The organism is Variovorax paradoxus, from assembly GCF_029919115.1.
Lineage (GTDB): Bacteria > Pseudomonadota > Gammaproteobacteria > Burkholderiales > Burkholderiaceae_C > Variovorax > Variovorax paradoxus_O.
This window is the reverse complement of record NZ_CP123990.1, coordinates 2,506,781-2,533,412: the sequence shown is the minus strand read 5'-3', so window position 1 is coordinate 2,533,412 and position 26,632 is coordinate 2,506,781. Positions and strand designations below refer to the sequence as shown.

At 64.6% G+C, this 26,632-nt stretch carries 24 protein-coding genes and 2 tRNA genes; 18 read left to right on the top strand and 8 right to left on the bottom strand.

From position 1 onward, the window contains the following. Positions 1–14 precede the first annotated feature (14 nt). The gene (locus QHG62_RS12325; protein ID WP_258506717.1) at positions 15–1,424 is read right to left on the bottom strand and encodes a sensor histidine kinase; all 1,410 of its coding nucleotides are present in this window, start codon (positions 1,422–1,424) and stop codon (positions 15–17) included. A 76-nt stretch (positions 1,425–1,500) separates the two neighbouring features. Further along, positions 1,501–2,232 (bottom strand): osmolarity response regulator transcription factor OmpR, encoded by a 732-nt coding sequence (gene ompR, locus QHG62_RS12320; protein ID WP_126749638.1) that lies wholly within the window; start codon positions 2,230–2,232, stop codon positions 1,501–1,503. 172 nt (positions 2,233–2,404) lie between these two features. On the opposite strand from ompR, the gene QHG62_RS12315 reads away from it, so the two are divergent. Then, entirely contained in the window at positions 2,405–2,761 is a 357-nt protein-coding gene (locus QHG62_RS12315; protein ID WP_281151104.1) for a hypothetical protein, read from the top strand. A gap of 52 nt (positions 2,762–2,813) precedes the next feature. Then, the gene (locus QHG62_RS12310) at positions 2,814–3,521 is read left to right on the top strand and encodes an SIMPL domain-containing protein (protein WP_281151103.1); all 708 of its coding nucleotides are present in this window, start codon (positions 2,814–2,816) and stop codon (positions 3,519–3,521) included. Positions 3,522–3,551: 30 nt separating this feature from the next. On the opposite strand, the gene QHG62_RS12305 is transcribed toward QHG62_RS12310, so the two are convergent. Next, the gene (locus tag QHG62_RS12305; RefSeq protein WP_281151102.1) at positions 3,552–4,322 is read right to left on the bottom strand and encodes a 3-hydroxybutyrate dehydrogenase; all 771 of its coding nucleotides are present in this window, start codon (positions 4,320–4,322) and stop codon (positions 3,552–3,554) included. A gap of 26 nt (positions 4,323–4,348) precedes the next feature. Here QHG62_RS12305 and QHG62_RS12300 point away from each other — a divergent pair, with 26 nt between their 5' ends. From QHG62_RS12300 to rimO, 6 genes are all read left to right on the top strand, one after another. Further along, a complete protein-coding gene (locus tag QHG62_RS12300; protein ID WP_281151101.1) occupies positions 4,349–5,344 on the top strand; it encodes an alpha/beta fold hydrolase in 996 nt (331 codons plus the stop codon). Positions 5,345–5,402: 58 nt separating this feature from the next. Then, on the top strand, positions 5,403–7,592 hold the full coding sequence (locus tag QHG62_RS12295) for a RelA/SpoT family protein (protein WP_281151602.1): 2,190 nt from the start codon (positions 5,403–5,405) through the stop codon (positions 7,590–7,592). Between the two features lie 48 nt (positions 7,593–7,640). Continuing rightward, positions 7,641–7,717 (top strand) — tRNA-Val (locus tag QHG62_RS12290). Positions 7,718–7,886: 169 nt separating this feature from the next. After that, the gene (locus QHG62_RS12285; protein ID WP_281151100.1) at positions 7,887–8,255 is read left to right on the top strand and encodes a hypothetical protein; all 369 of its coding nucleotides are present in this window, start codon (positions 7,887–7,889) and stop codon (positions 8,253–8,255) included. Between the two features lie 71 nt (positions 8,256–8,326). Beyond that, a complete protein-coding gene (phaR, locus tag QHG62_RS12280) occupies positions 8,327–8,887 on the top strand; it encodes a polyhydroxyalkanoate synthesis repressor PhaR (RefSeq protein ID WP_281151099.1) in 561 nt (186 codons plus the stop codon). A 41-nt stretch (positions 8,888–8,928) separates the two neighbouring features. Next, entirely contained in the window at positions 8,929–10,335 is a 1,407-nt protein-coding gene (gene rimO, locus QHG62_RS12275; RefSeq protein ID WP_281151098.1) for a 30S ribosomal protein S12 methylthiotransferase RimO, read from the top strand. A gap of 325 nt (positions 10,336–10,660) precedes the next feature. On the opposite strand, the gene QHG62_RS12270 is transcribed toward rimO, so the two are convergent. Both QHG62_RS12270 and QHG62_RS12265 read right to left on the bottom strand, forming a co-directional pair. Next, positions 10,661–11,053: a YkvA family protein gene (locus QHG62_RS12270; RefSeq protein ID WP_281151097.1), complete on the bottom strand. Its 393-nt coding sequence runs from the start codon at positions 11,051–11,053 to the stop codon at positions 10,661–10,663. Between the two features lie 545 nt (positions 11,054–11,598). Beyond that, positions 11,599–11,683, bottom strand: a tRNA-Leu gene (locus QHG62_RS12265). An 80-nt stretch (positions 11,684–11,763) separates the two neighbouring features. Between QHG62_RS12265 and rnr the strand changes: the two genes are divergently transcribed. Both rnr and QHG62_RS12255 read left to right on the top strand, forming a co-directional pair. After that, a complete protein-coding gene (rnr, locus tag QHG62_RS12260; protein ID WP_281151600.1) occupies positions 11,764–14,031 on the top strand; it encodes a ribonuclease R in 2,268 nt (755 codons plus the stop codon). Positions 14,032–14,085: 54 nt separating this feature from the next. Next, positions 14,086–14,850, top strand: a complete 765-nt coding sequence (locus tag QHG62_RS12255; protein ID WP_281151096.1) for an SDR family oxidoreductase — start codon at positions 14,086–14,088, stop codon at positions 14,848–14,850. Between the two features lie 16 nt (positions 14,851–14,866). Here QHG62_RS12255 and QHG62_RS12250 read toward each other — a convergent pair whose 3' ends face one another. From QHG62_RS12250 to QHG62_RS12240, 3 genes are read right to left on the bottom strand one after another with little or no spacing between them, the layout of a single operon-like run. Continuing rightward, positions 14,867–16,330, bottom strand: a complete 1,464-nt coding sequence (locus tag QHG62_RS12250; protein WP_281151095.1) for an NAD(P)H-hydrate dehydratase — start codon at positions 16,328–16,330, stop codon at positions 14,867–14,869. A 51-nt stretch (positions 16,331–16,381) separates the two neighbouring features. After that, positions 16,382–17,638, bottom strand: coding sequence for a D-amino acid dehydrogenase (locus QHG62_RS12245; RefSeq protein ID WP_281151094.1), 1,257 nt, complete (start codon positions 17,636–17,638; stop codon positions 16,382–16,384). 50 nt (positions 17,639–17,688) lie between these two features. Beyond that, complete coding sequence (locus tag QHG62_RS12240) at positions 17,689–19,014, bottom strand: amidase (RefSeq protein ID WP_281151093.1); 1,326 nt, start codon at positions 19,012–19,014, stop codon at positions 17,689–17,691. Positions 19,015–19,237: 223 nt separating this feature from the next. Between QHG62_RS12240 and rpsB the strand changes: the two genes are divergently transcribed. The 8 genes from rpsB to rseP all read left to right on the top strand — a co-directional run bounded on the left by rpsB (position 19,238) and on the right by rseP (position 26,615). Further along, positions 19,238–19,990: a 30S ribosomal protein S2 gene (gene rpsB / locus QHG62_RS12235; RefSeq protein WP_126749808.1), complete on the top strand. Its 753-nt coding sequence runs from the start codon at positions 19,238–19,240 to the stop codon at positions 19,988–19,990. Positions 19,991–20,071: 81 nt separating this feature from the next. Further along, entirely contained in the window at positions 20,072–21,001 is a 930-nt protein-coding gene (tsf, locus tag QHG62_RS12230) for a translation elongation factor Ts (RefSeq protein ID WP_281151092.1), read from the top strand. A 102-nt stretch (positions 21,002–21,103) separates the two neighbouring features. Further along, entirely contained in the window at positions 21,104–21,826 is a 723-nt protein-coding gene (pyrH, locus tag QHG62_RS12225) for a UMP kinase (RefSeq protein ID WP_012747709.1), read from the top strand. 11 nt (positions 21,827–21,837) lie between these two features. Continuing rightward, entirely contained in the window at positions 21,838–22,407 is a 570-nt protein-coding gene (gene frr, locus QHG62_RS12220; RefSeq protein WP_126749810.1) for a ribosome recycling factor, read from the top strand. Between the two features lie 8 nt (positions 22,408–22,415). After that, positions 22,416–23,159, top strand: coding sequence for a polyprenyl diphosphate synthase (gene uppS, locus QHG62_RS12215; protein ID WP_281151091.1), 744 nt, complete (start codon positions 22,416–22,418; stop codon positions 23,157–23,159). 29 nt (positions 23,160–23,188) lie between these two features. Continuing rightward, complete coding sequence (locus tag QHG62_RS12210) at positions 23,189–24,034, top strand: phosphatidate cytidylyltransferase (protein WP_281151090.1); 846 nt, start codon at positions 23,189–23,191, stop codon at positions 24,032–24,034. Continuing rightward, entirely contained in the window at positions 24,031–25,218 is a 1,188-nt protein-coding gene (gene ispC / locus QHG62_RS12205) for a 1-deoxy-D-xylulose-5-phosphate reductoisomerase (RefSeq protein ID WP_281151089.1), read from the top strand. The genes QHG62_RS12210 and ispC overlap by 4 nt, the downstream gene beginning before the upstream one ends. Positions 25,219–25,244: 26 nt before the next feature. Further along, positions 25,245–26,615 (top strand): RIP metalloprotease RseP, encoded by a 1,371-nt coding sequence (rseP, locus tag QHG62_RS12200; protein WP_281151088.1) that lies wholly within the window; start codon positions 25,245–25,247, stop codon positions 26,613–26,615. Positions 26,616–26,632 lie beyond the last annotated feature (17 nt).

The following is a 26,632-nucleotide window of genomic DNA, read 5'->3' as shown; positions in this document are numbered from 1 at the left end:
TTCGGCCCCCCGGCTCAGGCCCGGCGGCTGGGCGCTTCCGCCGGCTTGGGCACCGGCATGGCGCGCGGCATGCGGATGTGCGCCGCAAGGCCGCGCCCCGGCGTGCTGGTGAGCGCGAACGTGCCGCCCATGCGCTCGATGTTCTTGGCCACGATCGACAGGCCGAGGCCGGCGCCGGCCGCCGAGGTGCGCGCCACGTCGCCGCGGAAGAAGGGCTTGGTCAGCTGCGAGAGCAGGGCGGGCTCGACGCCCGCGCCGTGGTCGCGCACCTTGATGAGCACCGCATCGTTGTTGGCTTGCGCCTGGATCACCACGTCGGCCACGCCGGTGGAAGGCGTCTTGCCGTAGCGCCGGGCGTTTTCCACCAGGTTGGAAATGACGCGGGTGAGCTCGACCTCGTCGCCCATCACACGCAGGTCGGGCGGCACGTCGACCCGGATGTTCATTTCTTCGTAGTCCTGCACGGCATAGGTGCAGGCATCCACCACGTCGCGCAGCAGCACGGGCTTGGGGTCGACATGGTCGGGGCGAGCGTAGTCGAGGAACTTGTCGATGATGGCGTCGAGCTGGGCAATGTCGGCCGCCATGTGGTCGCGCGCATCCTCGTCGGACACGCTCATCTCGGTTTCGAGCCGCAGGCGCGCCAGCGGGGTGCGCAGGTCGTGCGAGATGCCGGCCAGCATGATGGCGCGGTCCTGTTCGATCTTGGCGAGCTGGTCGGCCATGCGGTTGAAGCCGATGTTCACCGCGCGGATTTCGTTGGTGCGGGCGCGCTCGTCGAGCCGGTGCGCCTCGTATTCGCCTTCGCGCACCTGCATGGTGGCGCGCGAAAGCTGCTTCAGGGGCAGGTTGATCAGCCGGGTGATCAGCGCCGCGCCGGCCAGCGAGAGCGCCATGGCCGTGCTGAGCCACACCAGCCAGGTGCGGCCGCCCACGCGGCTGAAGCGGGTCGGGTCGAGTAGCAGCCAATAGGCGTCGCTCTCGATGGTGAAGCCGATCCACAGGCCCGGCTCGTCATTGACGCGGCTGGCCACCGTGGTGCCTTCGCCGAGCTGGTCGATCAGCTCTTCGGTCACCCGCTGGTCGAGCGCGCCGCTGGTGTAGGGCTGAAACCGGTCGTTGGGCTCGCGCGGAAGAATGCGCACGCCTTCCTGGTCGGCCAGCGTCTTGATGAGCGACACCCGCGTGATCGCGTCCGAGTACACCAGCGCCGCGCGCGTGAGGTTCACGAGCGAGGCGATCTGGTGCGCCGTCTGGATGGCGCGCGGCTCGTATTCGAGCGAGCGGAAAGTCTGCAGCCAGGCGACCGTGCAGCCGATCAGCAGCAGCGCGAGCAGGAAGAATGTGCGCCAGAAAAGGCTGAAGCCGAGCTTCAGGCCCGGTCGCCGGTCACGCTGGCCGGTGCCCTCGAGAGGGCTTGGCATCGTGACCTGGGCGCCGTCCTCCTGGGCTGGGCTGGGTCTGGCGGATTGCAGGCCGATGGCCACCTCTGAACGTCGTTCAGGCCGCGCCGTCCGGCACGAACACGTAGCCCACGCCCCACACCGTCTGGATGTAGCGGGGCGCCGCGGCGTCGGCCTCGACCAGCTTGCGCAGGCGCGAGATCTGCACGTCGAGGCTTCGGTCGAAGGGCTCGAACTCGCGGCCGCGGGCCAACTGGGCCAGCTTTTCGCGCGACAGCGGCTGGCGCGGATGGCGCACCAGCGCCTTCAGCATCGCGAATTCGCCGGTGGTGAGCGAAAGCTCCTCGCCGTCCTTCTTGAGCGTGCGCGAACCGAGATCGAACGCAAAAGGCCCGAAGGTCACGGTTTCGTTCTCGGTGGAAGGAGCGCCCGGCGCCTCGAGCGGCGGACGGCGGCGCAGCACGGCGTGCACGCGGGCCAGCAGTTCACGCGGGTTGAAGGGCTTGCCAAGGTAGTCGTCGGCGCCGACCTCGAGGCCGACGATGCGGTCGACGTCTTCGCCCTTGGCGGTGAGCATGATGATCGGCGTGCGGTCGTTGGCGGCGCGCAGGCGTCGGCAGACCGAAAGGCCGTCTTCGCCGGGCATCATCAGGTCGAGCACGATCAGGTCGACCGTGTCGCGCAGCAGGATGCGGTTGAGCGCCTTGCCGTCCTCGGCCACGATCACTTCGAAACCTTCCTGGGTAAGGTAGCGACGAAGCAGGTCGCGGATGCGGGCGTCGTCATCGACGATCACGATCTTGTCAGTGCGAGCGGGAACTTGAGTCATTTCTACAACGTTGAATTTGTAACAGCGCCGATTCTGAAGGCGTTAGGCCCTCGTTGAGCCAGTTTTACTTATGGTTTGACACTAAGTTACAAAACTTGCGGTCGCTCGCGGTCTAGTCATCCGACGTTAGCCCGGCGGTGGCAAAGTCCACCCCACTGATGACTTTTGTTCAATGAGAACTCTTCTTTCCGCGTTTCCGATCATCGTTGCCTGCGGCTGCAGCCCTGCATTGGCTTTGGCCGGTGACTTTCTCAAGGTGGGGGACGTGCGCCGCAGCGAGGTGCGCGAAGCCGTTGCGGCCCATCGGGCGGCCCAGCGCGACGAGATCCGGCGGGAGGAGGCGGCAGCCGGCCGGCGCCTTACAGCGGCCGAACTCTTCGAGCTGCGGCAGCAGGTTCGAAGGCAGTGGACGCCGCCCGGCACCCCCCCGCGGCCGAATTCGGCAGAATCGCAGCCGGCCGAGCGAATCGCGCCGGCGCCGATGTCGGCCAGCCGCGCGCTGACCTTGCCACGCAGCCAGCGCCGCTGAGGTGGCGCGGCGCGTCTGGCGTCTTGAGTACCAATCCAGGGAGTATCTCGTCTTGAAAAAAATCAAACTGATCGCGGCTTGCGTCGCATTGGCCGCGGCCGGGGCCGCAAGCAGCGCCATGGCCCAGAACATGGCGCCGCCACAGAACGTGCTGCAGCTCACGGCCTCGGGCACGGTCGAGGTCCAGCAGGACCTGCTGAGCATGACGCTCACCACCACGCGCGACGCAACCGACGCCGCCACGGTTCAGTCGCAGCTCAAGGCCGCTGTGGACGCCGCGCTGGCCGAAGCCAAGAAGAATGCACAGCCGGGCCAACTCGATGTGCGCACCGGCAATTTCAGCCTGTCGCCGCGCTACACGCGCGAAGGCAAGATCAACGGCTGGCAGGGCTCCGCTGAAATGGTGCTCGAAGGCCGCGACTTTCCGCGGATTACCCAGACGGCCGGGCGCATCACCACGCTCAACGTTGGCAATGTGGGCTTTGCGCTGAGCCGCGAGCAGCGCGCCAAGAGCGAAACCGAGGCGCAGACGATCGCCATCGACAACTTCAAGCAGAAGGCCACCGAACTGGCCAAGGGCTTCGGCTTCGGTGGCTACACGCTGCGCGAGGTTTCGGTGAACGCGAACGACAACGGCCCGATCCGGCCGCGCGTCATGGCGGCATCCGCCAAGTCTTTTTCGGCCGATGCGCCGGTTCCGGTGGAAGCCGGGAAGACCAGCGTGGTCGTGAACGTGTCCGGGTCGGTGCAGCTCAAATAAGAAGGAGGCGCGGCTGCCGCGCCGCGCTGATTACTGGGCCGTCCAGCCGCCGTCCATTTGCCAGGCCACGCCGCGCACCTGGTCGGCGGCGGGCGAGCACAGGAACACCGCCAGGCCGCCGAGCTGTTCGACCGTGGTGAACTGCAGCGAAGGCTGCTTTTCGCCCAGCAGCTCGTTTTGCGCCTGCTCGGCCGAGATGCCTTCGCGCGCGGCGCGGTCGTCGATCTGCTTTTGCACCAGTTGGGTCAGCACCCAGCCCGGGCAGATTGCATTGCTGGTAATGCCGGTGGTCGCGGTTTCGAGCGCAACCGACTTGGTGAGGCCGACGATGCCGTGCTTGGCCGCCACATAGGCTGACTTCTGCGCCGAGGCAACCAGTCCGTGGGCCGACGCCACGTTGACGATGCGGCCCCAGTTGGCTTCGCGCATGGCCGGAATTGCGAGCCGCGTCGTATGAAACGCGCTGGTCAGGTTGATGGCAATGATGGCGTCCCAACGTTCTGGCGGAAAGTCCTCGACCTTTGCCACGTGCTGGATGCCGGCGTTGTTCACGAGGATGTCGACGCGGCCGAATCTGGCTGCGGCGAACTTCATCATGTCTTCGATCTGGGCGGGCTTGCTCATGTCGGCGCCGTGGTATTCGGCACGCACGCCGAGCGACTCGATCTGCGACTTGGGAGCCTCGGCATCGCCAAAGCCGTTGAGCACGATGTGTGCGCCTTGTTGTGCAAGTGCCTTGGCAATGGCAAAGCCAATGCCGCTGGTGGACCCCGTAACAAGCGCGGTTTTGCCTTTGAGCATGAAGATCAATCTCCGGATGAATTAGGATGCGACGAGACCATTATCCGCACCAGGACGACTTCGTTTCCATGACCGACCCGACGCTTCATTACGTGGCGTGCGATGACGCCCAGGGCGGCCATCGCATGGCCTATTGGCAATGGGGCGACGCGCGCAGCGCGCATGTGGTGATGTGCGTGCACGGGCTGACCCGCCAAGGCCGCGATTTCGACGTGCTGGCCCGGGCCATCGTTGCGCATGCCAACGGCAACGTTCGCGTCGTCTGCCCCGATGTTGCGGGGCGCGGCCGGAGCGACTGGTTGCGAGACCCGGCGCTCTACCAGGTGCCGGTCTACGCGGCCGACGTGCTGGCGCTGGTTGCACAGTTGCAGCGCGAGCAATCGATCGACGCGTTCGACTATCTGGGTACCAGCATGGGCGGGTTGATCGGATTCGTGCTGGCGGGCCACAAGCAATTGCCGCTGGCCCGGCCTGTCCGCCGCTTCGTGGTGAACGACGTCGGCCCGACGATCGAGGCGGGTGCTCTTCAACGCATCGGCGCCTATGTGGGCCAGGGCGGCCGCTACGCCAGCGTGCAGGAGGCAGCTGATGCCATGTGGTCGATATCGACCACCTTCGGCCCGCACACGCCGGCTCAATGGCTTGCCTTGTCGCAGCACATGGTGGTGCCGGCAGCGCAGCGTACGGCCGATGGTTCTGGCAAGCTCGAAAGCGGCAATGACGACGGTGCCGGCCCTTGGGTACTTCACTACGACCCGGCCATTGCCGTGGCGCTGCGCGCCATCACGCCCGAAGCCGCGGCCCAGGGCGGCGCGGTGATGTGGAGCCTTTACGACGCCATCGACGCGCGCACGCTCGTGACGCGTGGTGCCCAGTCGGATTTGCTCGCGCGCGAAACGGCGCTGGCCATGACCGGGCGCGGCCCGCGCGCGGCGTTGGTCGAGTTCGAGGGCGTGGGCCATGCGCCCACTTTCGTCGACCCTGTGCAGGTCTCCGCCGTCACATCCTTCCTGTTCGATTGAGGCCAACGTGAAGCGCGAGTCTTCGAGCCTTCAAACGGCAAACACGCCAGACGCGGTCATGGTCGACTATCCGTTGTCCGCCGCAACCGCCGATCGCACTCCGGTCATGGAGAACATGCTCGCGCGCGCGCGTGCATTTGCCGAGCCGCTGATTGCCGACGAAAAGCTGGACACCGGCGAAAACACGCTGGCACATGCCGATGCGGTGGCGGCCATCGTCGCGAAAATGGGTGGCTCCGAGGCCATGCAGGCTGCGAGCTACCTGGTGTACGCCTGCCAGCACCTCAACCGCCCGCAGGAAGTGATCGCCAAGGTGTTCGGCGACAACTTTGCGGCACTGGCGGTGGAAACCACCAAGCTGGTTCGCGTGCAGGAGCAGGCGCGCTCGGCTTCGCAAGGCCACCATCTGTCCGAAGGCGCAGGGGCGCAGACCGAGAACGTGCGCAAGATGCTGCTCGCGTTTTCGCGCGACCTGCGCGTGGTGATGCTGCGCCTGGCTTCGCGGCTGCAGACCTTGCGGCATGCTGCGGCCAGCAAGCAGCCGGCACCCGAGAGCGTGGCGCGCGAATCGCTGCAGGTGTTTGCGCCGCTGGCCAACCGCCTGGGCATCTGGCAGGTGAAGTGGGAGATCGAAGATCTTTCGTTCCGCTTTCTGGAACCCGAAACCTACAAGCTGATTGCGCGCCTGCTTGACGAGAAACGGGTCGAGCGCGAGGGCCACGTTGAACAACTGCGCTCGCAGCTCGAACGCGAACTGCAGGCCGAGGGCGTGCGCGCCACGGTGCAGGGCCGGCCGAAGAACATCTACAGCATCGTCAAGAAAATGCGCGGCAAGTCGCTCGACTTTGCGCAGGTGTTCGACATCCTCGCGCTGCGCGTGGTGGTGCCCGACGTGAAGGACTGCTACGCGGCGCTGGCCTGGGTGCACTCGCACTTCCTGCCCATCGACGAAGAGTTCGACGACTACATCGCACGCCCCAAGCCCAACGGATACCAGTCGCTGCACACGGTGGTGCGCGAGGTGGTCGAGGGCAAGCCGGGCAAGCCGATCGAGATCCAGATCCGCACGGAAGAAATGCATGACCATGCCGAGCACGGCGTGGCAGCGCACTGGGCCTACAAGGAAGCGGGCCACAAGGGATATGCGGGCGTGTGGGCGAGCGGAGAGTACGACGCGAAGATTGCCGTGCTGCGGCAGCTGCTGGCATGGGAGCGCGACCTTTCGGGCGGCTCGCAGGGCCAAGGGCTCTTCGACGACCGCATTTATGTATTGACGCCGGACGCCGCCATCGTGGAGTTGCCGCAGGGCGCCACGCCGGTCGACTTTGCCTACACCGTGCACACCACGCTCGGCCATCGGTGCCGCGGCGCGCGTGTCGACGGGGCGATGGTGCCGCTGAACACGCCGCTCTCGAACGGGCAGACGGTGGAGATCATCGCGGCGAAGGAGGGCGGTCCTTCGCGGGATTGGCTCAACGCCGAGCTGGGCTACCTTGCAAGCCACCGCGCCCGCGCAAAAGTGCGCGCGTGGTTCAACGCGCAGATCACGCACGAAACCGTGGCGCGCGGGCGCGAGGCCGTCGAGAAGCTGCTGCAGCGCGAAGGCAAGACTTCGACGCGGCTCGAGGACCTGGCTTCGCAACTCGGATTCAAGTCTGCGGATCATCTGTTCGAAGTGGTCGGCAAGGACGAGTTTTCGCTGCGCAACATCGAGATGCTGCTGCGACCGCCCGAGCCTGCGCCCAACCCCGACGACGGCGTGCAGCTCAAGAAGCCGCGCGCGAGCGAAAAATCCGGCAAGGGCGGCGTGCTGGTGGTGGGCGTGTCTTCATTGATGACGCAGCTGGCCAAGTGCTGCAAGCCCGCACCGCCAGATGCCATCAGCGGTTTTGTGACGCGCGGCCATGGCGTGAGCGTCCATCGCACCGACTGCAGCAATTTCAGGATGATGGCTTCGCGCGACGGCGAGCGGGTGATCGATGTCGAATGGGGTGCAGCCAAGGGCGGCGAAGCGCCGATGTATGCAGTCGACGTGGCTGTGGAAGCCTCCGACCGCCAGGGCTTGCTGCGCGACATCTCCGATGTGTTCGCACGAGAGAAGATGAACGTGATCGGCGTGCAGACCCAATCGGTCAAGGGCACGGCGTGGATGACGTTCACTGTGGAAATCGCCGATGCGGCACGGCTCGCGCAGGTGCTTGGCGTGGTTACGGCGGTTGCCGGTGTGCGATCTGCACGTCGGCGCTAAAAAGCGCGTTTTCTCCTGCTACAATAGCTGCTTCTCGGACACATCCTTAGGCGCGTAGCTCAGCTGGTTAGAGCACCACCTTGACATGGTGGGGGTCGTTGGTTCGAGTCCAATCGCGCCTACCAATTTCTGTTTCAACTTCCGGCCAACCACCGGGTCAGGCGAACAGAGCTTTCACCGGGTTCCCCGGTGTTTCAATCGTCCTTGCGGTAAGCAGACAAAGACCATGGCCATGTTGTTGTGCTACCTTGGCCGCTCTGCAAGCCTTTTCCAAATTTCTTGATAAGCGATCTGATGAATACGCGATCAACGATGGTTGATCGGGCTCATGCCGACATGCGCCTTGCCGCATTGCTTCGGCAGGCCCCCATTGAATTTGCACGTGCGGTCTATGGCATCAACGACCACGCAAGCGGCCGGACCGACACCATGGCAGCGCGCGAGATTGCGCGCGCCCTGAGCCAGGGCATACCCGTCACGCAGGAACGCGCCGAGCAGCGCTCCCGCGCTTACTTGCCCACCGCCGGCCACGAGCACTGCCCACGTTGCTGGGTGGTGTATGGCCACAAGAGTCCCTTGCGTTTTCGAGAGGCGACCGCAGAGCGCCCCGAGAGCGCGGCATGCAATGCGTGCGGCGCCGAATACGCGACAACGCCCGATTGAAGGGTGGATGCGCGGTCAGGGTAAACCTTGTCGCGATGCAGCAAAACCGCTACCTAGAATCATCGGATGACATGGGCATCCATGTGAAGGAGTCCGCAGTGCAGAGCAAGAAGTCCGGGGTCAAGCCGGTGCAACGTGTAATCAAGAAGTACCCCAACCGAAGGCTCTACGACACCGAGACATCCACCTACATCACGCTCACCGAGGTGAAGCAGCTGGTCATACAGAATGCCCAGTTCGTGGTGCGCGATGCAAAGACCGGCGACGACCTCACGCGCAGCATCCTGCTGCAGATCATTCTTGAAGAAGAAGCAGGCGGCGCGCCCATGTTCACCGAACAGGTGCTGGCCAACATCATTCGTTTCTACGGGCAGGCCATGCAGGGCTACATGGGCCCCTATCTCGAGAAGAACATCCAGGCCATGACCGAAGTGCAGGCGCAGCTCGCCGACAAGGCCGAAGGCCTCACGCCCGAAATGTGGTCCCGCTTCATGACGATGCAGTCGCCGATGCTCCAGGGGCTGATGGGCAACTACGTCGAACAATCCAAGAATGTGTTCCTGCAAATGCAGGAGCAGATGCAGAAGAACACCGAGCAGGTTCTGGGTGCATTCGGCATCAAACGGCCCTGAAATCCCGGTCCCGGCCGATAGCTGGGACAATAGGGGCATATATGAGCGAAGTTGCCTCCCCCGAACGTACCGCCACGCCGGCTGCCCCCAAGGTCGGCTTTGTGAGCCTGGGCTGCCCCAAGGCCCTTACCGATTCCGAATTGATCCTGACCCAGCTCAGCGCTGAGGGTTACCAGACGGCCAAGACCTTCGAAGGCGCCGACCTGGTGATCGTCAACACCTGCGGCTTCATCGACGATGCGGTGAAGGAGAGCCTGGACACCATCGGCGAGGCCCTGGCGGAAAACGGCCGCGTCATCGTCACAGGGTGCCTTGGCGCCAAGACGGGCGATCAGGGCGGCAACCTGGTGCGGCAAATGCACCCGAGCGTGTTGGCCGTGACCGGTCCGCACGCCACGCAAGAAGTGATGGATGCGGTACATGCCAACCTGCCAAAGCCGCATGACCCGTTCGTCGACCTCGTTCCCAACACCTTCGGCATTGCCGGCCTCAAGCTCACGCCGCGCCACTACGCGTACCTGAAGATCAGCGAAGGCTGCAATCACCGCTGCACCTTCTGCATCATTCCCTCGATGCGGGGCGACCTGGTGTCGCGGCCGGTGGGCGACGTGCTCGGCGAGGCCAAGGCCTTGTTCGAAGGCGGCGTGAAAGAGCTGCTGGTGATCAGCCAGGACACCTCCGCCTACGGCGTGGACGTGAAGTACCGAACCGGATTCTGGGACGGCAAGCCGGTCAAGACCCGCATGCTCGAACTGGTGCGCACGCTCGGCGAAATTGCCGAGCCGTACGGCGCTTGGGTCCGCCTGCACTATGTGTACCCGTACCCAAGCGTGGACGAAATCATTCCGTTGATGGCGAGCGGGCAGGTGCTGCCTTACCTGGACGTGCCGTTGCAGCACAGCCACCCCGATGTGCTCAAGCGCATGAAGCGGCCCGCCAGCGGCGAAAAGAACCTGGAGCGTCTGGCGCGCTGGCGCGAAGTCTGCCCAGAGCTCGTGATCCGCAGCACCTTCATCGCCGGCTTTCCCGGCGAAACGGAGCAAGAGTTCGAGCACCTGCTCGACTTCATTCGCGAGGCCCAGATCGACCGGGCAGGCTGCTTTGCCTACAGCCCAGTCGAAGGTGCCACTGCCAACGACATTCCGGGCATGCTGCCGGCGGCCGAGCGCGAAGCGCGCCGCGCCCGCTTCATGGAAGTGGCTGAAGCCGTGTCGATCGCCAAGCTGCAGCAGCGCATCGGCGCGACGATGCAGGTGCTGGTCGACTCGGCGCCTGGCTTGGGCCGCAAGGGTGGTGTGGGCCGTACTTACGCCGACGCGCCGGAGATCGACGGCACCGTGCGTTTGCTGCCGCCCGAAAAAATCAGCAAGACGCTCAAGGTGGGTGAATTCACCAAGGCCCGCATCGTCGGCGCCGAGGGGCACGACTTGATTGCCTTGCCGATCTAGGCCGCTGCAGCCGTTTTCCAAAAGAAAAGCCCGCGGAAGCGGGCTTTTCTTTTGGCTTGGTTCGAGCGGCCGCTGGCCGGCAGTGCTCAATCATCCGAACGCGAGATGACCAGAAGGCTCATGAACAACGCTCCGAGGAACATGCCGATCAACAAGGTAAATGCAGTAATCACGATGGTTTCCGTTGGTTTGATGGCTGTATTTTCAAACTAAACGTAACCATATGTGCGTTCTTGAGTTACTTTTAGAATCATATTGAGCCAAAAGTGTGACTTTCGCCACACTTTTGGCTCGGTCCGTGGGCTCCTGGTCGCCCGGGTGAGGGTCAGGAGCGGGTGTTGAACCAAGCCCATATAGCAATGGCAACACCAATCCAGATGGCGAAGACAAGCACCGCACCGGCCATGCTTCGAGGCTTCGCGCCTTGTTCTTTCATCCACACATCTGCGCGGGCACGGCATTCCTGGAGAACGTCTCCGGGAATGAGCCGGATGTTCAGCCAGATGAGGCCGGGCAACAGCAAGGCGTCGTCCAGATAGCCAAGTACCGGAATGAAGTCGGGAATGAGATCAATCGGGCTCAGCGCATACGCGACGACAAACGCAGCGAGAGCCTTTGCAAACCACGGTGTGCCCGGATGGCGGTAGGCAAACCACAGCGTCACGGCGTCGCGCTTGATCCGCGACGCCCACTGCCGGATGCTTTTGAGAATGGACATGAACGAAGGGGCGGTTGTCGCGCAAGTATGGCGCGGATGATGGTCGGAAAGATCCGGTTTGCAGATGGTTGGATCGGCAGCAACCTTGGCGTGGTAAGGTGCACAACGGGCTTCAAGGCCTGTCGCAACTCCGCAGATCCATCTTGTGATCGCAGCGAGTTGAACGCCGCGCTCATCAGGTTGGGTTTGCGGTTCACCTTTACTGGCAACGCGGGTTGCCGCGCTTCATGAGACTGTGCGCGATCATTCGTCGATGTACTGCGTCAGAATGGCGAAAAGCCGCTGCTCGGCGAGCAGGTTGCTGCATCACTTCATGAGACGAAGCCCGTTCCACTTGTCCGAATCCGTGTCGTCGAAAACCGTTTCGCAAAAACTCCCGCTTCGGGACTGCGATAGCGTGCGCGAATGCGGCGGATTGCCGTCGGTCTGGCCTGCCTTGGCCGTGACCGGCTTTCGTGAGGGAGAACATCCCTCGATCATGTTCCCAGGGAAAAGAAAAAACCCCTGTAAATCACAGATTCACAGGGGTTTCAGCTTGGTAGGGGTGGTGCCCAGAAGAGGACTCGAACCTCCACGATGTTACTCGCTAGTACCTGAAACTAGTGCGTCTACCAATTCCGCCATCTGGGCCCACATAGCTGCCGAAGCAGTTATGTTTTGAATTTCAGGAAAGAGAGAATCATATCAAAAATAATGGCCACTCCAGCGGTCTGCTGGATGAATTTGAAGGAACTGTTCAGGGACATCGCGACGGACACGGTTTCGTGCAGCGCGATGATGGCGAAGCCGACATCTATCTGCCCCCGAACGAGATGCGTGCAGTGCTGCACAAAGACCGCGTCAAGGCGCGCGTGGTGCGGCAAGACCGGCGCGGCCGTCCCGAGGGGCGGGTGGTCGAAATCGTCGAACGGCCCGAGCAGCCGATCATCGGCCGTCTGTTGCATGAAGGCGGCATCTGGCTCGTCGCCCCCGAAGACAAACGCTACGGACAGGACGTCCTGATTCCCAAGGGCGCGACCGGTCCCGCGAAGGTGGGGCAGGTTGTGGTGGTGCAGCTCACCGAGCCGCCGGCGCTGTTCGGCCAGCCAGTGGGCCGCGTGAAGGAAGTGCTCGGCGAGATCGACGACCCGGGCATGGAGATCGAAATTGCCGTGCGCAAGTACGGCGTGCCGCACGAGTTTTCAGCCGAATGCCTGGCCGAAGCCAAGGCCTTGCCGGAGAAGGTTCGCCCCGCCGACAAGAAGGGCCGCATCGATCTGACCGACGTGCCGCTGGTCACCATTGACGGCGAAGACGCACGCGACTTCGACGACGCGGTGTACTGCGAACCCGCGAAGGTTGGCCGAGGCAAGGGATGGCGCCTGCTGGTGGCCATTGCCGACGTCAGCGCCTATGTGCAGACCGGCTCGGCGATCGACATCGACGCCTACGACCGCGCGACCAGTGTCTACTTTCCGCGCCGCGTTATCCCGATGCTGCCGGAAAAGCTTTCGAACGGCTTGTGCTCGCTGAACCCCGAGGTCGAGCGCCTGTGCATGGTATGCGACATGCTCGTGGCCGCCGACGGCGAGATCTACGCCTACCAGTTCTACCCGGCGGTGATGTTCAGCCACGCGCGCTTCACCTATACCGAGGTGGCGGCCATTCTTGGCAACACGCGCGGACCCGAGGCAGCCAAGCGCAAGGACCGCGTAAAGGACCTGCTGAACCTGGCCGACGTGTACAAGGCGCTGCTCAAGCAGCGCGGCAAGCGCGGCGCAGTCGACTTCGAAACCACCGAGACGCAGATCATTTGCGACGACGCGGGCCGCATCGAGAAGATCGTTCCGCGCACGCGCAACGAGGCGCACCGCCTCATCGAAGAAGCCATGCTCGCGGCCAACGTGTGCAGCGCCGACTTCATCGCAGAAGGCAAGCACCCGGGCCTGTTCCGGGTGCACGAAGGCCCGACGCCCGAGAAGAAGGAAATCTTGCGCGGGTATCTGAAAGCCATGGGCGTGGGGCTGAGCATTACCGACGATCCGCGTCCCGGCGAGTTCCAGGCCATTGCCGAAGCCACCAAGGAGCGGCCTGACGCGCAGCAGATCCACACGATGCTGCTTCGCTCGATGCAGCAGGCGATCTATACGCCCATCAACAGCGGCCACTTCGGCCTGGCGTACGAGGCCTATACGCACTTCACGAGCCCGATCCGGCGCTACCCGGACCTGCTGGTGCACCGCGTGATCAAGGCCATTCTCGGCAAGACGCGCTATCAGCTGCCGATGCTGCCGACTCCTGGCGAGGCGCATGCCAAGCTTGCCAAGCGGTTGGCTTCGCGCGTGAAGGCGCCGACCACCAAGCCGCAGAAGGCCACCGTCGCGCCCACGAAGGAAGTGCTGGCCTGGGAAGCCGCCGGCCTGCATTGCAGCGCCAACGAGCGCCGTGCCGACGAAGCCAGCCGCGACGTCGAAGCCTGGCTCAAGTGCAAATACATGCGCGAGCATCTGGGCGAGGAATACGGCGGCGTGGTCACCGCGGCCACCACCTTCGGCATCTTCGTGACATTGGACGCCATGTATGTCGAGGGGCTGGTGCACATCACGGAACTGGGCGGCGAATACTTCAAGTTCGACGAAATGCGCCAGGAACTGCGCGGCGAGCGCACCGGCATCCGCTATGCCATCGGCACCCGCGTGCGGGTGCAGGTGAGCAGGGTCGACCTGGACGGGCGCAAGATCGATTTCCGCCTGGTGCGCGAGGGTGAAGAACTCACGTCGCGGGCCATGAAGGACAAGGGCGTGGGCTCGGCCGGCGTGCCGGTCAAGGCATCAGCCAAGCGCAGTTCGCGCCACAAGGCCGAGGCGGCCCCCGAACAGCGCGGCGACCGCGCAGTCACTGCCGCGGCAGGACCTCAATCTGCGATGCAAGCCTTCAAGTCGGCGGTGAAGAAGGCTGCCAACAAGATGAAGGGGCGCAAGCCACCGCGCCGCACATGATGCATCGCATCCATATACAAGCAAGACAGACAAGCTGAGAAGGAGACACTGAGCATGAGCGTGGAAAACAACAAGGGCCGCATCGCCATCGTCACAGGCGCGGGCACAGGCATCGGACGCGCCGCGGCGCTCGCATTGCTGGCCGACGGCTGGAGCGTGGGGCTGGCGGGGCGCCGCCCCGAGCCACTGGAGCAGGTGGCGGAAGAGTCGGGCGCCGGCGCACGCGCGTTTGCAGTGCCCACCGACGTGGCCAACGCCGAATCGGTGCAGGCGCTGTTCGCCGCCGTGGTCGAACGCTTCGGCCGTGTCGACCTGCTGTTCAACAATGCCGGCGTGGGCAACCCGCCGGGCCCGTTCGAAGACTGGACGCCGGAGCAATGGCGCGGAGTGGTCGACATCAACCTGAACGGCATGTTCTTCTGCATCCAGCAGGCGTTCCGCACAATGAAGGCGCAAACCCCGCGAGGCGGCCGCATCATCAACAACGGTTCCATCTCGGCCACGGCGCCCCGGCCGAATTCGCCCGCCTACACGGCGACCAAGCATGCGGTCGAGGGCCTTACCAAGACCGCATCGCTCGACGGGCGCAAGTACGACATCGCGGTCGGCCAGATCGACGTGGGCAACGCCATGACCGAACTGGCTGCGCGCATGGCCAAGGGCGTGCCGCAAGCCAACGGAGAGCTTGCGATCGAGCCGCTGATGGACGTCAAGATCGTCGGCCAGTCGGTGCTCTACATGGCAAACCTGCCGCTGGAAGCCAACGTGCTGTTCCACACCGTGATGGCGACGAAGATGCCCTTCGTCGGACGCGGCTAGGGCCTCCAGGACCTCGTCAACCGGGTGCCTGGCGCGCCAACGCGCCGGCCGTCAGGGGCGGCGCATCGGCCGGCCAGGTGTCGGCGATGTGGCCGTGGCGCCAGACGGCGTGGTGCGCGGCCTCGAAGGGCGGTTGCCCCGAGGCCAGCGCGGCGCCAATCATCCCGGCCAGCACGTCGCCCGTGCCGGCGGTTGCAAGCGCTGCGTTCCCGGTCGGGTTCAGCACAGGCGGCCTCCCGCTGCTGCCTGCAATGACCGTTCCCGAGCCTTTGAGTACGGCAATGGCGCCGTAGCGTGAGGCCAGCTTGCGGGCAGCTGCCAGCCTGTCCGCCTGAATGTCCGCGGCCGTGCAGTTCAACAAGCGTGCGGCTTCGAGAGGATGCGGGGTGATGACGGTGGGTTTTCCACGCCGCGTGCGTGATGCCAGTTGCGCCTGAAGGGCGCTGTCGCCGGCAATGGCGTTCAATGCATCGGCATCGAGCACCAGTGCGGCCGCCGTCGCCAATACGCGTGGCAGCACCGCGCGTACGGCTGTACCTCCACCGCATCCGCAAACCGCAGTCATGCCGGAAAGATCCAGCGTATCGGCATCGCGCAGCATCAGTTCGGGCTGTGCCACGTCGACCGGGGCCGCGCTCGGGTCGAGCAGCCCGGCAAACACGCGTCCGGCACCGGCATGCAATGCGGCCGATGCGGCCAGCAGCGCTGCGCCGGCCATGCCGGAGGCACCGCCGATCACGGCGACATCGCCGTAGCTGCCTTTGTGCGACGCGTGGCTGCGCGGTGCTGCCGTGGGCATGCCCGCAAGGCATGCGGCGGGCGCTTCGGCGATGCCGCTGCCGCAACCCAGGTCATCGAACCACACCGTGCCTGCCGAATCCCGGCCTTGTGCCGTGAAAAGGCCTGGTTTGAGGCTCAGAAAGGTGATGCAGAAACGAGTCGATGCGGCATCCGAGCAACCAGGAATGCTTGTAACCCCGGTGTCGGCATTCAACCCCGAAGGCACATCGACACTGAGCACCGGTTGGGCTGTCGAATGCATCTGGCGAAGCCATTCGGCCATGGGGTTCTCGATCGGCCGGGCGGCGCCGATGCCGAGCAGCGCATCGATGGCCAGTCCATAGGTGGCGGGCGGGGTCGGCGCGAAGATCACGCCGGCATCCCTGGCTCGGCGAAGCGACACCTTCGCATCCGCCGGCAGCCGATTTTCATCGCCGGTGAAAGTGACGATCGGCAAAAACCCCCGGTGCTGCAGCTGCGCGGCCGCTTCGAAACCGTCGCCGCCGTTGTTGCCGGGCCCGCATGCTATCCAGATCGTGCGCGCATGCGGCGCGATTGCCATGGCCAGCCGGGCTACAGCCAGGCCGGCGCGCTGCATCAGCGTATGGGCAGGGAGGGCGGCTGCCGCCGCTTGCTCGATGCGACGCGTTGCCGCGATGTCGAAAAGATTGGCGACCGTGCCGGACGTGATTCGCTGCATCGAACCATTTTGCCGCCCTTGAGCAGCCAGCTACCGAGGGAACTGCGGAATCTAGCGAAGGTAGAGCCGCTCGACGCCCAGCCCTTCCAGGTCGACGCCCGCATCGCGGCCCCTGATCAGGTCGGCCACCACACGCGCACTGCCGCACGACAGCGCCCAGCCGCTCGACCCGTGGCCCAGGTTGAGCCAGACGCCCGGCACGCCACTGGCGCCCAGCACCGGGGGGCCGTCGGGCAGCATCGGCCGTGCGCCCTTCCATTGCTGAACGCCCGACTGCAGCGTGACTGCGCCAGGGAACCAGTCGTGCAGCACCTTGTAGAGTGTTTGCACGGCGGACGGGTTCATGGTGGCCAGCGAGCCGCCGATTTCCGCGCTGCCGGCCACGCGCACGCGCTGGCCCAGCCGCGAAATTGCGACTTTGTAGCGTTCATCCATTACCGCGCTGCGCGGCGCGTTGAGCGATTCGCGAATGGGCGCGCTGACGGAATGGCCGTAGATGGGGGCGAGCGGAATCCGAAGACCGAGCGGCCGCAGCAGCGACGCCGAGGCAAGTCCGGCGCACACCACTACCGCATCGAAACGCAGCGGCGGGGAACCGCTCGCAAGCGAGAGGGAGGTGGGCTCGGCGCGGCTCAGCGGCGCAATGTCGCAATTGAAATGAAACTCGGCGCCGAGCGCCTCGGCCTCCCACTTGAGCAGCAGCGCAAACTGGCGGCAGTTGGCCACCTCGTCTTCGGGCAGGTAGATGGCGCCTGCAAGTGCGGTGTCGGTGCTGAGCGCAGGTTCGATGCGCCGGGCCTCGTCGGCATCGACTTCGCGAAAGACGCTGCCCGCCGCCCGCAGGACGTCGAGGCCGGGCTGCACCAGCTTTTTCTCGCGCTTGGAGCGCAGCAACACAAGGTAGCCGTCGCTGCGCTCATAGCTGAGTTCGCGCGCTTCAGTCACCTCATGCAGGCGAGTGCGGCTGTAGAAAGCCAGGCGCTGCATGCGGGCACGGTTGGCCAGGTAGGTTTCGAGCTTGCAGGCCTTCTGCCAGCGCGACATCCAGCCAATGTCGCGCGAACTCAGCGGCCAGCGCAGCTTGACGGCACCGTGAGACGAGAGCAGCGAACGCAGAACCTTGGCACGCATGCCCGGGGCGGCCCAAGGCGTTACATAACCCGGTGCGACCACGCCCGCATTGGCAAAACTGGCTTCCTCGGCCGCTGCACCGCGGCGCTCGAATACAGACACTTCATGGCCGTCCGAAGCCAGTTCCCAGGCGGTGGTGACGCCGATGATCCCGGCGCCCACGATCGCGATTTTCATTGAATGCTTGAGTAAGAAGAGATGGCTGACGCCGGTCGATAGGCGTGCAGCTATTGTCTTCGCAGTGCGTGTTCCGTTTGTAAGGCAATCGCGAGAACGGCATCGTCGTGCAGTGCGGCGTGCCACAGCATCAGGCCTGCCGGCAACTCGCCGGCGGCATGGCAGGGCAACGAAATGGCGCAGCCGTCGAGCATGTTGATGATCGACGGGTTGCGCAGCAGCAGCGCGTTGACGCGGAAGAACTCTTCGTCGCGCTCGGCGCCAGGCGCCACGCTCTCGATGGGAGGCGCGGTGATCGGAACCGTTGGCGACAGCACGGCGTCGTACGGCGCGAGCGCTGCTTCGACGCGGGCGATCCATGCGCGCCGGGCATTCACGAGGTCGATGTATTCGTGCGCCTTCATGCCGGCGCCCCTGAGGATGCGCTGTGCAACGCGCGGGTCGTAGCCGGCGCCGCTGCGCTCCAGCAGCAGCCGGTGCCAGGCGTACGACTCTGCCGCGGAGAAGCCGCCGGTGGCATTGATGGCCTGCAGCTCTGCCAATTCCGGCAGCGCGATTTCCTCGATATGGGCGCCGCCGGCGCGCAGCGTTCGGAGCGCGTCGTCAAAGGCACGGGCCACGGCAGGCTCGATGTCGTCGAAGAATACGTTCTTCACGACGGCCAGCCGGTATGCCCCTAGAGCGGCCGCACCTGCGGTGACCCGGCGCGCCGCAAGGACTTCATGCGCCGTGATGGCATCCCGCACCGACCGGGTCATGGCGCACACGGTGTCCAAGGTCGTCGACAGCGGCAGGGCACCGTCGGCCGGAACGAGGCGGGCGGTGCTCTTGAAGCCCACGATGCCGTTCAGCGCGGCGGGAATGCGAATCGAGCCGCCGGTGTCGGAGCCCAGGCCGATGTACGCGGCCCCGGTTGCAACCGAAATGGCGGCGCCCGAAGAAGAGCCTCCGGGAATGCGCGGCGTGGCGGCGTCGCTCACATTGGCCGGGGTGCGATGGTGCGGATTGACGCCCACCCCCGAGAAAGCGAATTCGGTCATGTTGGTGCGGCCGGTCAGCACGCCGCCCGCGGCGCGCAGCCGCGCCACGGCCACGGCGTCCGCCTTGGCGGCCGGCGCATGCGCAAGCACCACGGAGCCGGCGGGAGTCGGCTGCCCTTCGATGTCGAACAGGTCCTTGGCGGTGAATGCGAGCCCGGAGAGCCTGCTTTGCGGCGCCGATTGCGCATCCTGCCGACGGGCTTCCTCAAAAAGCGTTCGGGTGAAAACGTGGCTGCAGGCTGGGGATTCGGAGACTTCGATGGCACGCTCCATTTCGGTGCGTGCATCGCTGCCGCCTGCCAGAAGGTTCAGACGGGCGGCGTGAAGGTCGTTCATGGGTGGTTCTGCGAGGGCGCGGACGCTTGATTCCGGGAGGCGGGGCGGGGAGAAAGACAGGGGCAGGCGTGCTATACTCGTTGGGTTTCGCTGATCATGCGGCGGCTCCCGCCGCACCCCAGCCAGACACATTCGCAAACCGGCCCAATCAAGGTGTTGTGACTCCATTCGAAGGAGGCGCAAAACGGGCTGGATTTTAGACCCAACCTTTGGAGTAATTTCAATGTCGACCACCATGCGCGAAATGCTGGAAGCCGGTGTCCACTTCGGTCACCAAACCCGCTTCTGGAACCCCAAGATGGCTCCGTTCATCTTCGGCCATCGCAACAAGATCCACATCATCAACCTGGAAAAGTCGCTCCCGATGTTCCAGGACGCGATGAAGTACGCCAAGCAGCTCACTGCCAACCGCGGCACCATCCTCATGGTCGGCACCAAGCGCCAAGCCCGTGAAATCGTGGCTGCCGAAGCCCGCCGCGCTGGCGTGCCTTTCGTCGACACCCGCTGGCTCGGCGGCATGCTGACCAACTTCAAGACCGTCAAGACCTCGATCAAGCGTCTGAAGGACATGAAGGCCCAGCAGGAAGCCGGCCTCGAAAGCCTGAGCAAGAAAGAGCAACTCACGTTCACGCGTGAAATCGAGAAGCTCGAGAAGGACATCGGCGGCATCCAGGACATGACCGCGCTGCCCGACGCCATCTTCGTGATCGACGTGGGCTTCCACAAGATCGCCGTGGCAGAAGCCAAGAAGCTCGGCATCCCGCTGATCGGCGTGGTGGACTCCAACCACTCGCCCGAAGGCATCGACTACGTCATTCCGGGCAACGACGACTCGTCGAAGGCCGTCACGCTGTACGCCCGCGGCATCGCCGACGCGATCATCGAAGGCCGCAACAGCGCCACCGGCGACGTGGTCAAGGCCATCGCCGAAGGCAGCGACGAATTCGTCGAAGTCGAAGAGGGCGCCTCGGCCTGATCGAGTGCTCTCACGCGCCTGAAGAAGGGGCTTTGGTGCCCCTTTTTTTTAATCTGATTTTTTGGACACGGAGATAGAACAATGGCTGCAATCACCGCAAGCATGGTCGGCGAACTGCGCGCAAAGACCGACGCGCCCATGATGGAATGCAAGAAGGCCCTGACCGAGGCCGACGGCAACATGGAAAAAGCCGAAGAGCTGCTGCGCATCAAGCTCGGCAACAAGGCAGGCAAGGCTTCGGGCCGCATCACCGCCGAAGGCGTGGTCACGGCATTTGTCGAAGGTTCGGCCGGCGGCATGATCGAAATCAACTGCGAAACCGACTTCGTCACCAAGAACGACAGCTTCCTGGCCATGGCCAACGCTGCCGCAATGCTGGTTGCCAAGAACAACCCCGCCGACATCGCTGCACTCGGCGCGCTGCCCTATGAACAAGACGGTTTCGGCCCCACGCTCGAAGACGTGCGCAAGGGCCTGATCGGCAAGATCGGCGAGAACATGAGCTTCCGCCGCTTCAAGCACTTCGGCGGCAACGGCAAGCTAGCTTCTTACCTGCACGGCACGCGCATCGGCGTGATGGTCGAGTTCGAAGGCGACGACACCTCGGCCAAGGACGTTGCCATGCACGTCGCGGCCATGAAGCCGGTTGCCATTTCTGCTGCCGACGTTCCCGCCGACCTGATCGAAAAAGAGCGCGCCGTTGCTGCCGGCAAGGCCGAGGAAGACCGCAAGACGGCCGAAGCCGAAGGCAAGAAGCCGCAGCCTGCCGACATCGTTGCCAAGCGCATCGAAGGCGGCGTGCAGAAGTACCTCAAGGAAGTCTCGCTGCACAACCAGGTCTTCGTGAAGAGCACCGACGGCAAGCAGACCGTCGAGCAGATGCTCAAGGCCGCCAACACCACCATCAAGGGCTTCACCCTTTACGTGGTCGGCGAAGGCATCGAAAAGAAGGTCGACGACTTCGCTGCCGAAGTTGCGGCCCAAGTTGCTGCCGCCAAGGCCGCTGCGTAAAAACTGTTACGCCCCAAAGCGACGGCGCGCATGTGTGTGCCGTCGCTTTTTCACCGCCTCGTTCTACACTCGCCCCCGCCAACCCAAGTAAGGAAATTGCCCATGTCTGATCCCCGTCCAGCCCACAAGCGAATCTTGTTGAAGCTGTCGGGTGAGGCGTTAATGGGAGATGATGCCTTTGGTATTAACCGTGCGACGATCGTTCGCATGGTCGAGGAGGTGGCTGAGGTGGTGAACATGGGCGTGGAAGTCGCCGTTGTCATCGGCGGTGGCAACATCTTCCGCGGCGTCGCGGGAGGCTCGGTCGGCATGGACAGGGCCACGGCCGACTACATGGGCATGCTGGCCACGGTGATGAATTCGCTGGCGCTGGCCGATGCCATGAACAAACAAGGGCTTGTGGCGCGCGTGATGTCCGCCATTGCCATCGAGCAGGTGGTCGAGCCCTACGTGCGGCCCAAGGCACTGCAGTATCTCGAAGAGGGCAAGGTCGTGGTGTTTGCCGCGGGTACCGGCAACCCGTTCTTCACCACCGACACCGCCGCCGCACTGCGCGGTGCCGAAATTGGCGCCGAGCTGGTGCTCAAGGCGACCAAGGTCGACGGTGTCTATTCCGCCGACCCCAAGACCCATCCGGACGCAACGCGCTATTCCACGCTCACTTTCGACGAGGCAATCGCGCAGAATCTCGGCATCATGGACGCCACGGCTTTTGCGCTGTGCCGCGACCAGAAGTTGCCGATCAAGGTGTTCTCGATCTTCAAGAACGGCGCCCTCAAGCGCGTCGTCATGGGCGAGGACGAGGGCACGCTGGTGCATGCCTGAGGAGTATTGAGATGACGACCCCAACCATTGCAGAAATCCGCAGCACGACCGATGCGAAGATGAACCAGTCGCTGGCTGCGTTCCAGAACAACCTCACCAAGATCCGTACGGGCCGCGCCAATTCCGCGCTGCTCGACTCCATCCATGTGGAGTACTACGGCTCGCAGGTTCCCCTGAGCCAGGTGGCCAACGTGTCGGTGCTCGATTCGCGCACCATCAGCGTCCAGCCCTGGGAAAAGGGCATGGGCGCCAAGATTGAAAAGGCCATCCGCGAAAGCGACCTGGGCCTGAATCCGGCCTCCATGGGCGACCTGATCCGCGTGCCGCTTCCGGCAATGAGCGAAGAGCGCCGCAAGGAAATGACCAAGCTGGTCCGCAACGAGGGCGAAAGCGCCAAGATCGCCACGCGCAACCTGCGCCGCGATGCGAACGAAGCCGTCAAGAAGCTGGTCAAGGAAAAGCTCGCCTCCGAAGACGACCAGAAGCGCGCCGAGGCCGAGATCCAGAAGGTCACCGACCGCCACATCGCGGAAATCGACCGGCTGGTCGCGGCCAAGGAAGCGGAGATCATGGCCGTTTGAGGCTGCGCATGGCCTCGTCTTCGCTGCAGATTCCCCACCACATTGCCATCGTCATGGATGGCAATGGCCGCTGGGCCACGCGGCGATTCCTGCCTCGCGTGGCAGGCCACAAGCAAGGCGTCGAGTCGCTGCGCCGTTGCGTCAGGGCCTGCGTCGACCGCGGCGTGGGTGTTCTCACGGTGTTCGCGTTTTCGTCCGAAAACTGGAACCGGCCGCCCGAAGAGGTTTCGGGGCTGATGGAAATCATGGTTGGTGCTCTCGCACGCGAGGTGCCCAAGCTGAGCCGCGACGGCGTGCGGCTGCACTTCGTTGGCGAACGGGCCGGGCTCTCCAAGAAAATGGTGCAAGGCCTGGTCGATGCCGAAGAGGCAACCGCGCAGAACACGAAGCTCGTTCTCAACGTCTGCTTCAACTACGGTGGCCGGTGGGACATTGCACGCGCTGCCGCCAAGCTGGCGGAGCAGGGCGCGCCGCTCACCGAAGCCAACCTCGATCGCGCCATGGCCCTGGCCCATGTGCCAGACCCCGACCTGCTCATTCGCACCGGCGGCGAGCAGCGCCTGTCGAACTTCCTGCTGTGGCAGAGCGCCTATGCGGAGCTTTTCTTCAGCGACAAGCTGTGGCCCGAGTTCGATGAAGCTGAGCTGGATGCCGGAATTGCCGCATTCCAGCTTCGCGAGCGCCGTTTCGGCAAGACTTCCGCGCAGGTCACGGCCGGCAGCGATTCCACCTCAGATCGCCAGTTGGCCTGACGGCCTTCAACGGCCCGAAATACCGCCGCATGCTCAAACAACGCATCCTCACGGCCATCGTCCTGCTGGCGATCCTGCTGCCGGCGCTTTTCTATCCGTCGCACGTTCCTTTTGCCTGCGTCATGCTGGTGCTGATCGGTGCCGGGGCTTGGGAGTGGGGGCGTCTCAACGGTTACGGGCAGCGGCTCTCCGTGTTCCTGGGGCTGGAAACGGTCGCGCTTTGCGTGCTGTCGTGGTGGCTAGGGTTGCTCGAGCGGCCGCTCATGCTCATGTGGCTGCTGGCCAGCGCGGCCTGGGTGCTTGGTGGCGCCGCGCTGCTGCGCGTCGCGGTGCCGGGCTGGCCCCGGGTTCCGCGTGGCTTGCGGCTCGTGGGCGGGCTGCTGGCGCTCTGGGTGGCCTGGCTCGCGGCCGTGCAGGCGCGCATGGTCGGCATCAACTTTCTGCTTTCCATTCTTGTGCTGGTCTGGGTGGCCGACGTGTTCGCGTATTTCGCAGGCCGCGCCTTCGGCCTCAAGTTCACGCGCGGCAAGCTCGCACCCGCCATCAGCCCCGGCAAGAGCTGGGAAGGCGTGTGGGGCGGCATGGCCGGCGTGGTGGTGCTGGCTTTTGCGTGGGTCTGGGCCGACAGGGCGGCCGGTGCAACCGTGGCAAGCCTCTATACCCGGCTGCATGAACGCGGCTGGTGGCTGTTGCTCGTGGGCGTGGTGTTTCTTGCCGCGATGAGCGTGGTTGGCGACCTGGTCGAATCGCTGATCAAGCGCAGTGCCGGCGCCAAGGACAGCAGCAGCTTGCTGCCCGGCCACGGCGGCGTGCTCGACCGCGTGGATGCCCTCTTGCCGGCACTTCCCATTGCAATGATGCTGGCTTCCTTGTGAACACACCCAAACAACGCATCACGGTGCTGGGCTCGACCGGTTCGGTCGGGGTCAGCACGCTGGATGTCATTTCGCGGCATCCTGAGCGCTTCGAGGTTTTTGCTTTGTCGGCCTCCACCAAGGTCGACGAACTGCTGGCGCAGTGCGCGCGGTTTTCGCCCCGGTTCGCCGTCATGGCAAGTGCGCCACATGCGGCTTTGCTGGCGCAAAAGCTCGAGCAGAACAATCTTCCGACGCGTGTTCTGAGTGGGCCGGATGCTATAGAAAAAATAGCGTCGCACGAAGAGGTCGATGCTGTCATGGCCGCCATCGTGGGCGCTGCGGGCCTTGGGCCGTGCCTGGCTGCGGCACGCGCGGGCAAGCGGCTCCTCCTGGCCAACAAAGAGGCGCTGGTCGTTGGCGGCGAGCTTTTCATGCGCACCGTGCGCGAAGGCGGCGCCACGCTGCTGCCGATCGACAGCGAACACTCTGCCATCTTCCAGTCGCTGCCTGAAGACCCGTCCACCTGGCCGCGGCGGATCGACAAGATCATCCTGACCGCTTCCGGCGGGCCGTTCCGCACGCGTGCGCCCGGCACGCTCGGTACGGTTACGCCGGAGCAGGCCTGTGCCCATCCGAACTGGGTCATGGGGCGCAAGATTTCGGTCGATTCCGCCACCATGATGAACAAGGCGCTCGAGGTGATCGAGGCGCGCCACCTGTTCGGTGTGCTGCCCGAGCAGATCGAGGTGGTCATCCACCCCCAGAGCGTGGTGCATTCGATGGTCCAGTTCACCGATGCTTCGGTCATAGCGCAGCTCGGCACGCCCGACATGCGCGTGCCCATCGCCGTGGGCCTGGCCTGGCCGGAGCGCATTGAAAGCGGAGCGGGGCGCCTGGACTTCCGCCAGATGGCGGCGCTGAGCTTCGATGCCCCCGATGCAGCACTGTTTCCCGGGCTAGGCCTGGCCTGGCACGCACTTCGCGCAGCCCCCGGGACCACGGCGGTGCTCAATGCTGCCAACGAAGTCGCAGTCGAAGCCTTTCTTGACCGGCGCCTGCGCTTCGACCGCATTCATGCGGTCAACATGGAAACTTTGGAAACCGTTTCGCCCTCCAAGCCCGCATCGCTGGCGGACCTGCTGGCGCTCGATGCCAGTGCCCGCGCGGCCGCCAATGCCGCGGCGCTGCGCTTTGCGGCCTGATACGCCAGAGACAACCGAGGACCCGAATGCTCACCGTCATCGCCTTTGTGGTTGCCATCGGCGTCCTGATTGCCGTGCACGAATACGGCCATTACCGCGTTGCGGTCGCTTGCGGCGTCAAGGTGCTGCGGTTCTCGGTGGGGTTCGGCAAGACGCTGTACCGCTGGCAGCCCAAGCGCCAGCATCCTGGCCAGTCGACCGAGTTCGTCATTGGCGCATTCCCTCTCGGCGGCTACGTCAAGATGCTCGATGAGCGCGAGGGGCCGGTTGCGCCTGAAGAGCGACACCGCGCCTTCAACACGCAGCCGTTGCGCTCGCGCGCCGCCATCGTTGCCGCGGGGCCCATTGCCAACCTGCTGCTCGCGGTCGTGCTTTACACGGCCGTCAACTGGATCGGAGTGGACGAGCCGGTCGCCAAGCTGGCCCGTCCCGTGGCTGCCTCATTGGCCGAGGCCGCGGGCCTGCGCGGCGGCGAGCACGTCACCCGCGCCGGTTTCGACGGCGACCTGGCACCCGTGCAATCGTTCGAGGACCTTCGCTGGCGCATGACGCGCGGCGCCCTCGATGGCCGAGACCTGACGCTCGAAGTCGCAGGCGAGGGCGGCCGGCCCGAGCGCCAGATCGTGCTGCCCCTGAGCCGCATGCAGGCCAAGGACGCCGACCCGCAGATGTTCCGCAAGATCGGCGTGCTCGCTCCGCTCACGCGGCCCGAGATCGGCGAGGTCATGGCAGGCAGTGCCGCAGAGCGCGCCGGCCTTCGCAACGGCGATCTGGTGCGGGCCATCGGCAACACGCCAATCGTCGACGGGCAGCAGCTGCGCGAGGTGATCCGGACGTCGATCGACGGCGGCCAGCCGCGCGTGCAAGCCTGGCAGGTGCAGCGCGGCGGCCAACTGGTCGAGCTCGAAGTCAGGCCGGAGCTGCGTGAAGAGGCTGGCGTGAAGGTCGGCCGGATCGGCGCCTACGTGGGCGCGCCGCCCGAAATGGTCAAGGTCCGGCAGGGGCCTGTCGACGGTGTGTGGCACGGCATCGTGCGCACCTGGGAGGTCTCGGCGCTCACCGTTCGCATGATGGGCAAGATGGTGATTGGCGAGGCTTCGCTCAAGAACCTGAGCGGGCCGCTCACGATTGCCGACTATGCGGGCAAGTCCGCAAGCCTCGGGCTGACCCAGTACCTGGTGTTCCTTGCGCTGATCAGCGTGAGCCTGGGCGTGCTCAATCTCATGCCGCTGCCGGTCCTCGATGGGGGACACCTGATGTATTATCTTTGGGAGGGCCTGACCGGCAAGAGCGTCTCTGACGCTTGGATGGAACGGCTTCAGCGCGGCGGTGTCGCTTTGCTGCTGGTCATGATGTCGGTCGCACTCTTCAACGACGTCACGCGGCTCTTTGGTTAACTTTCTGCCGGCCCTTT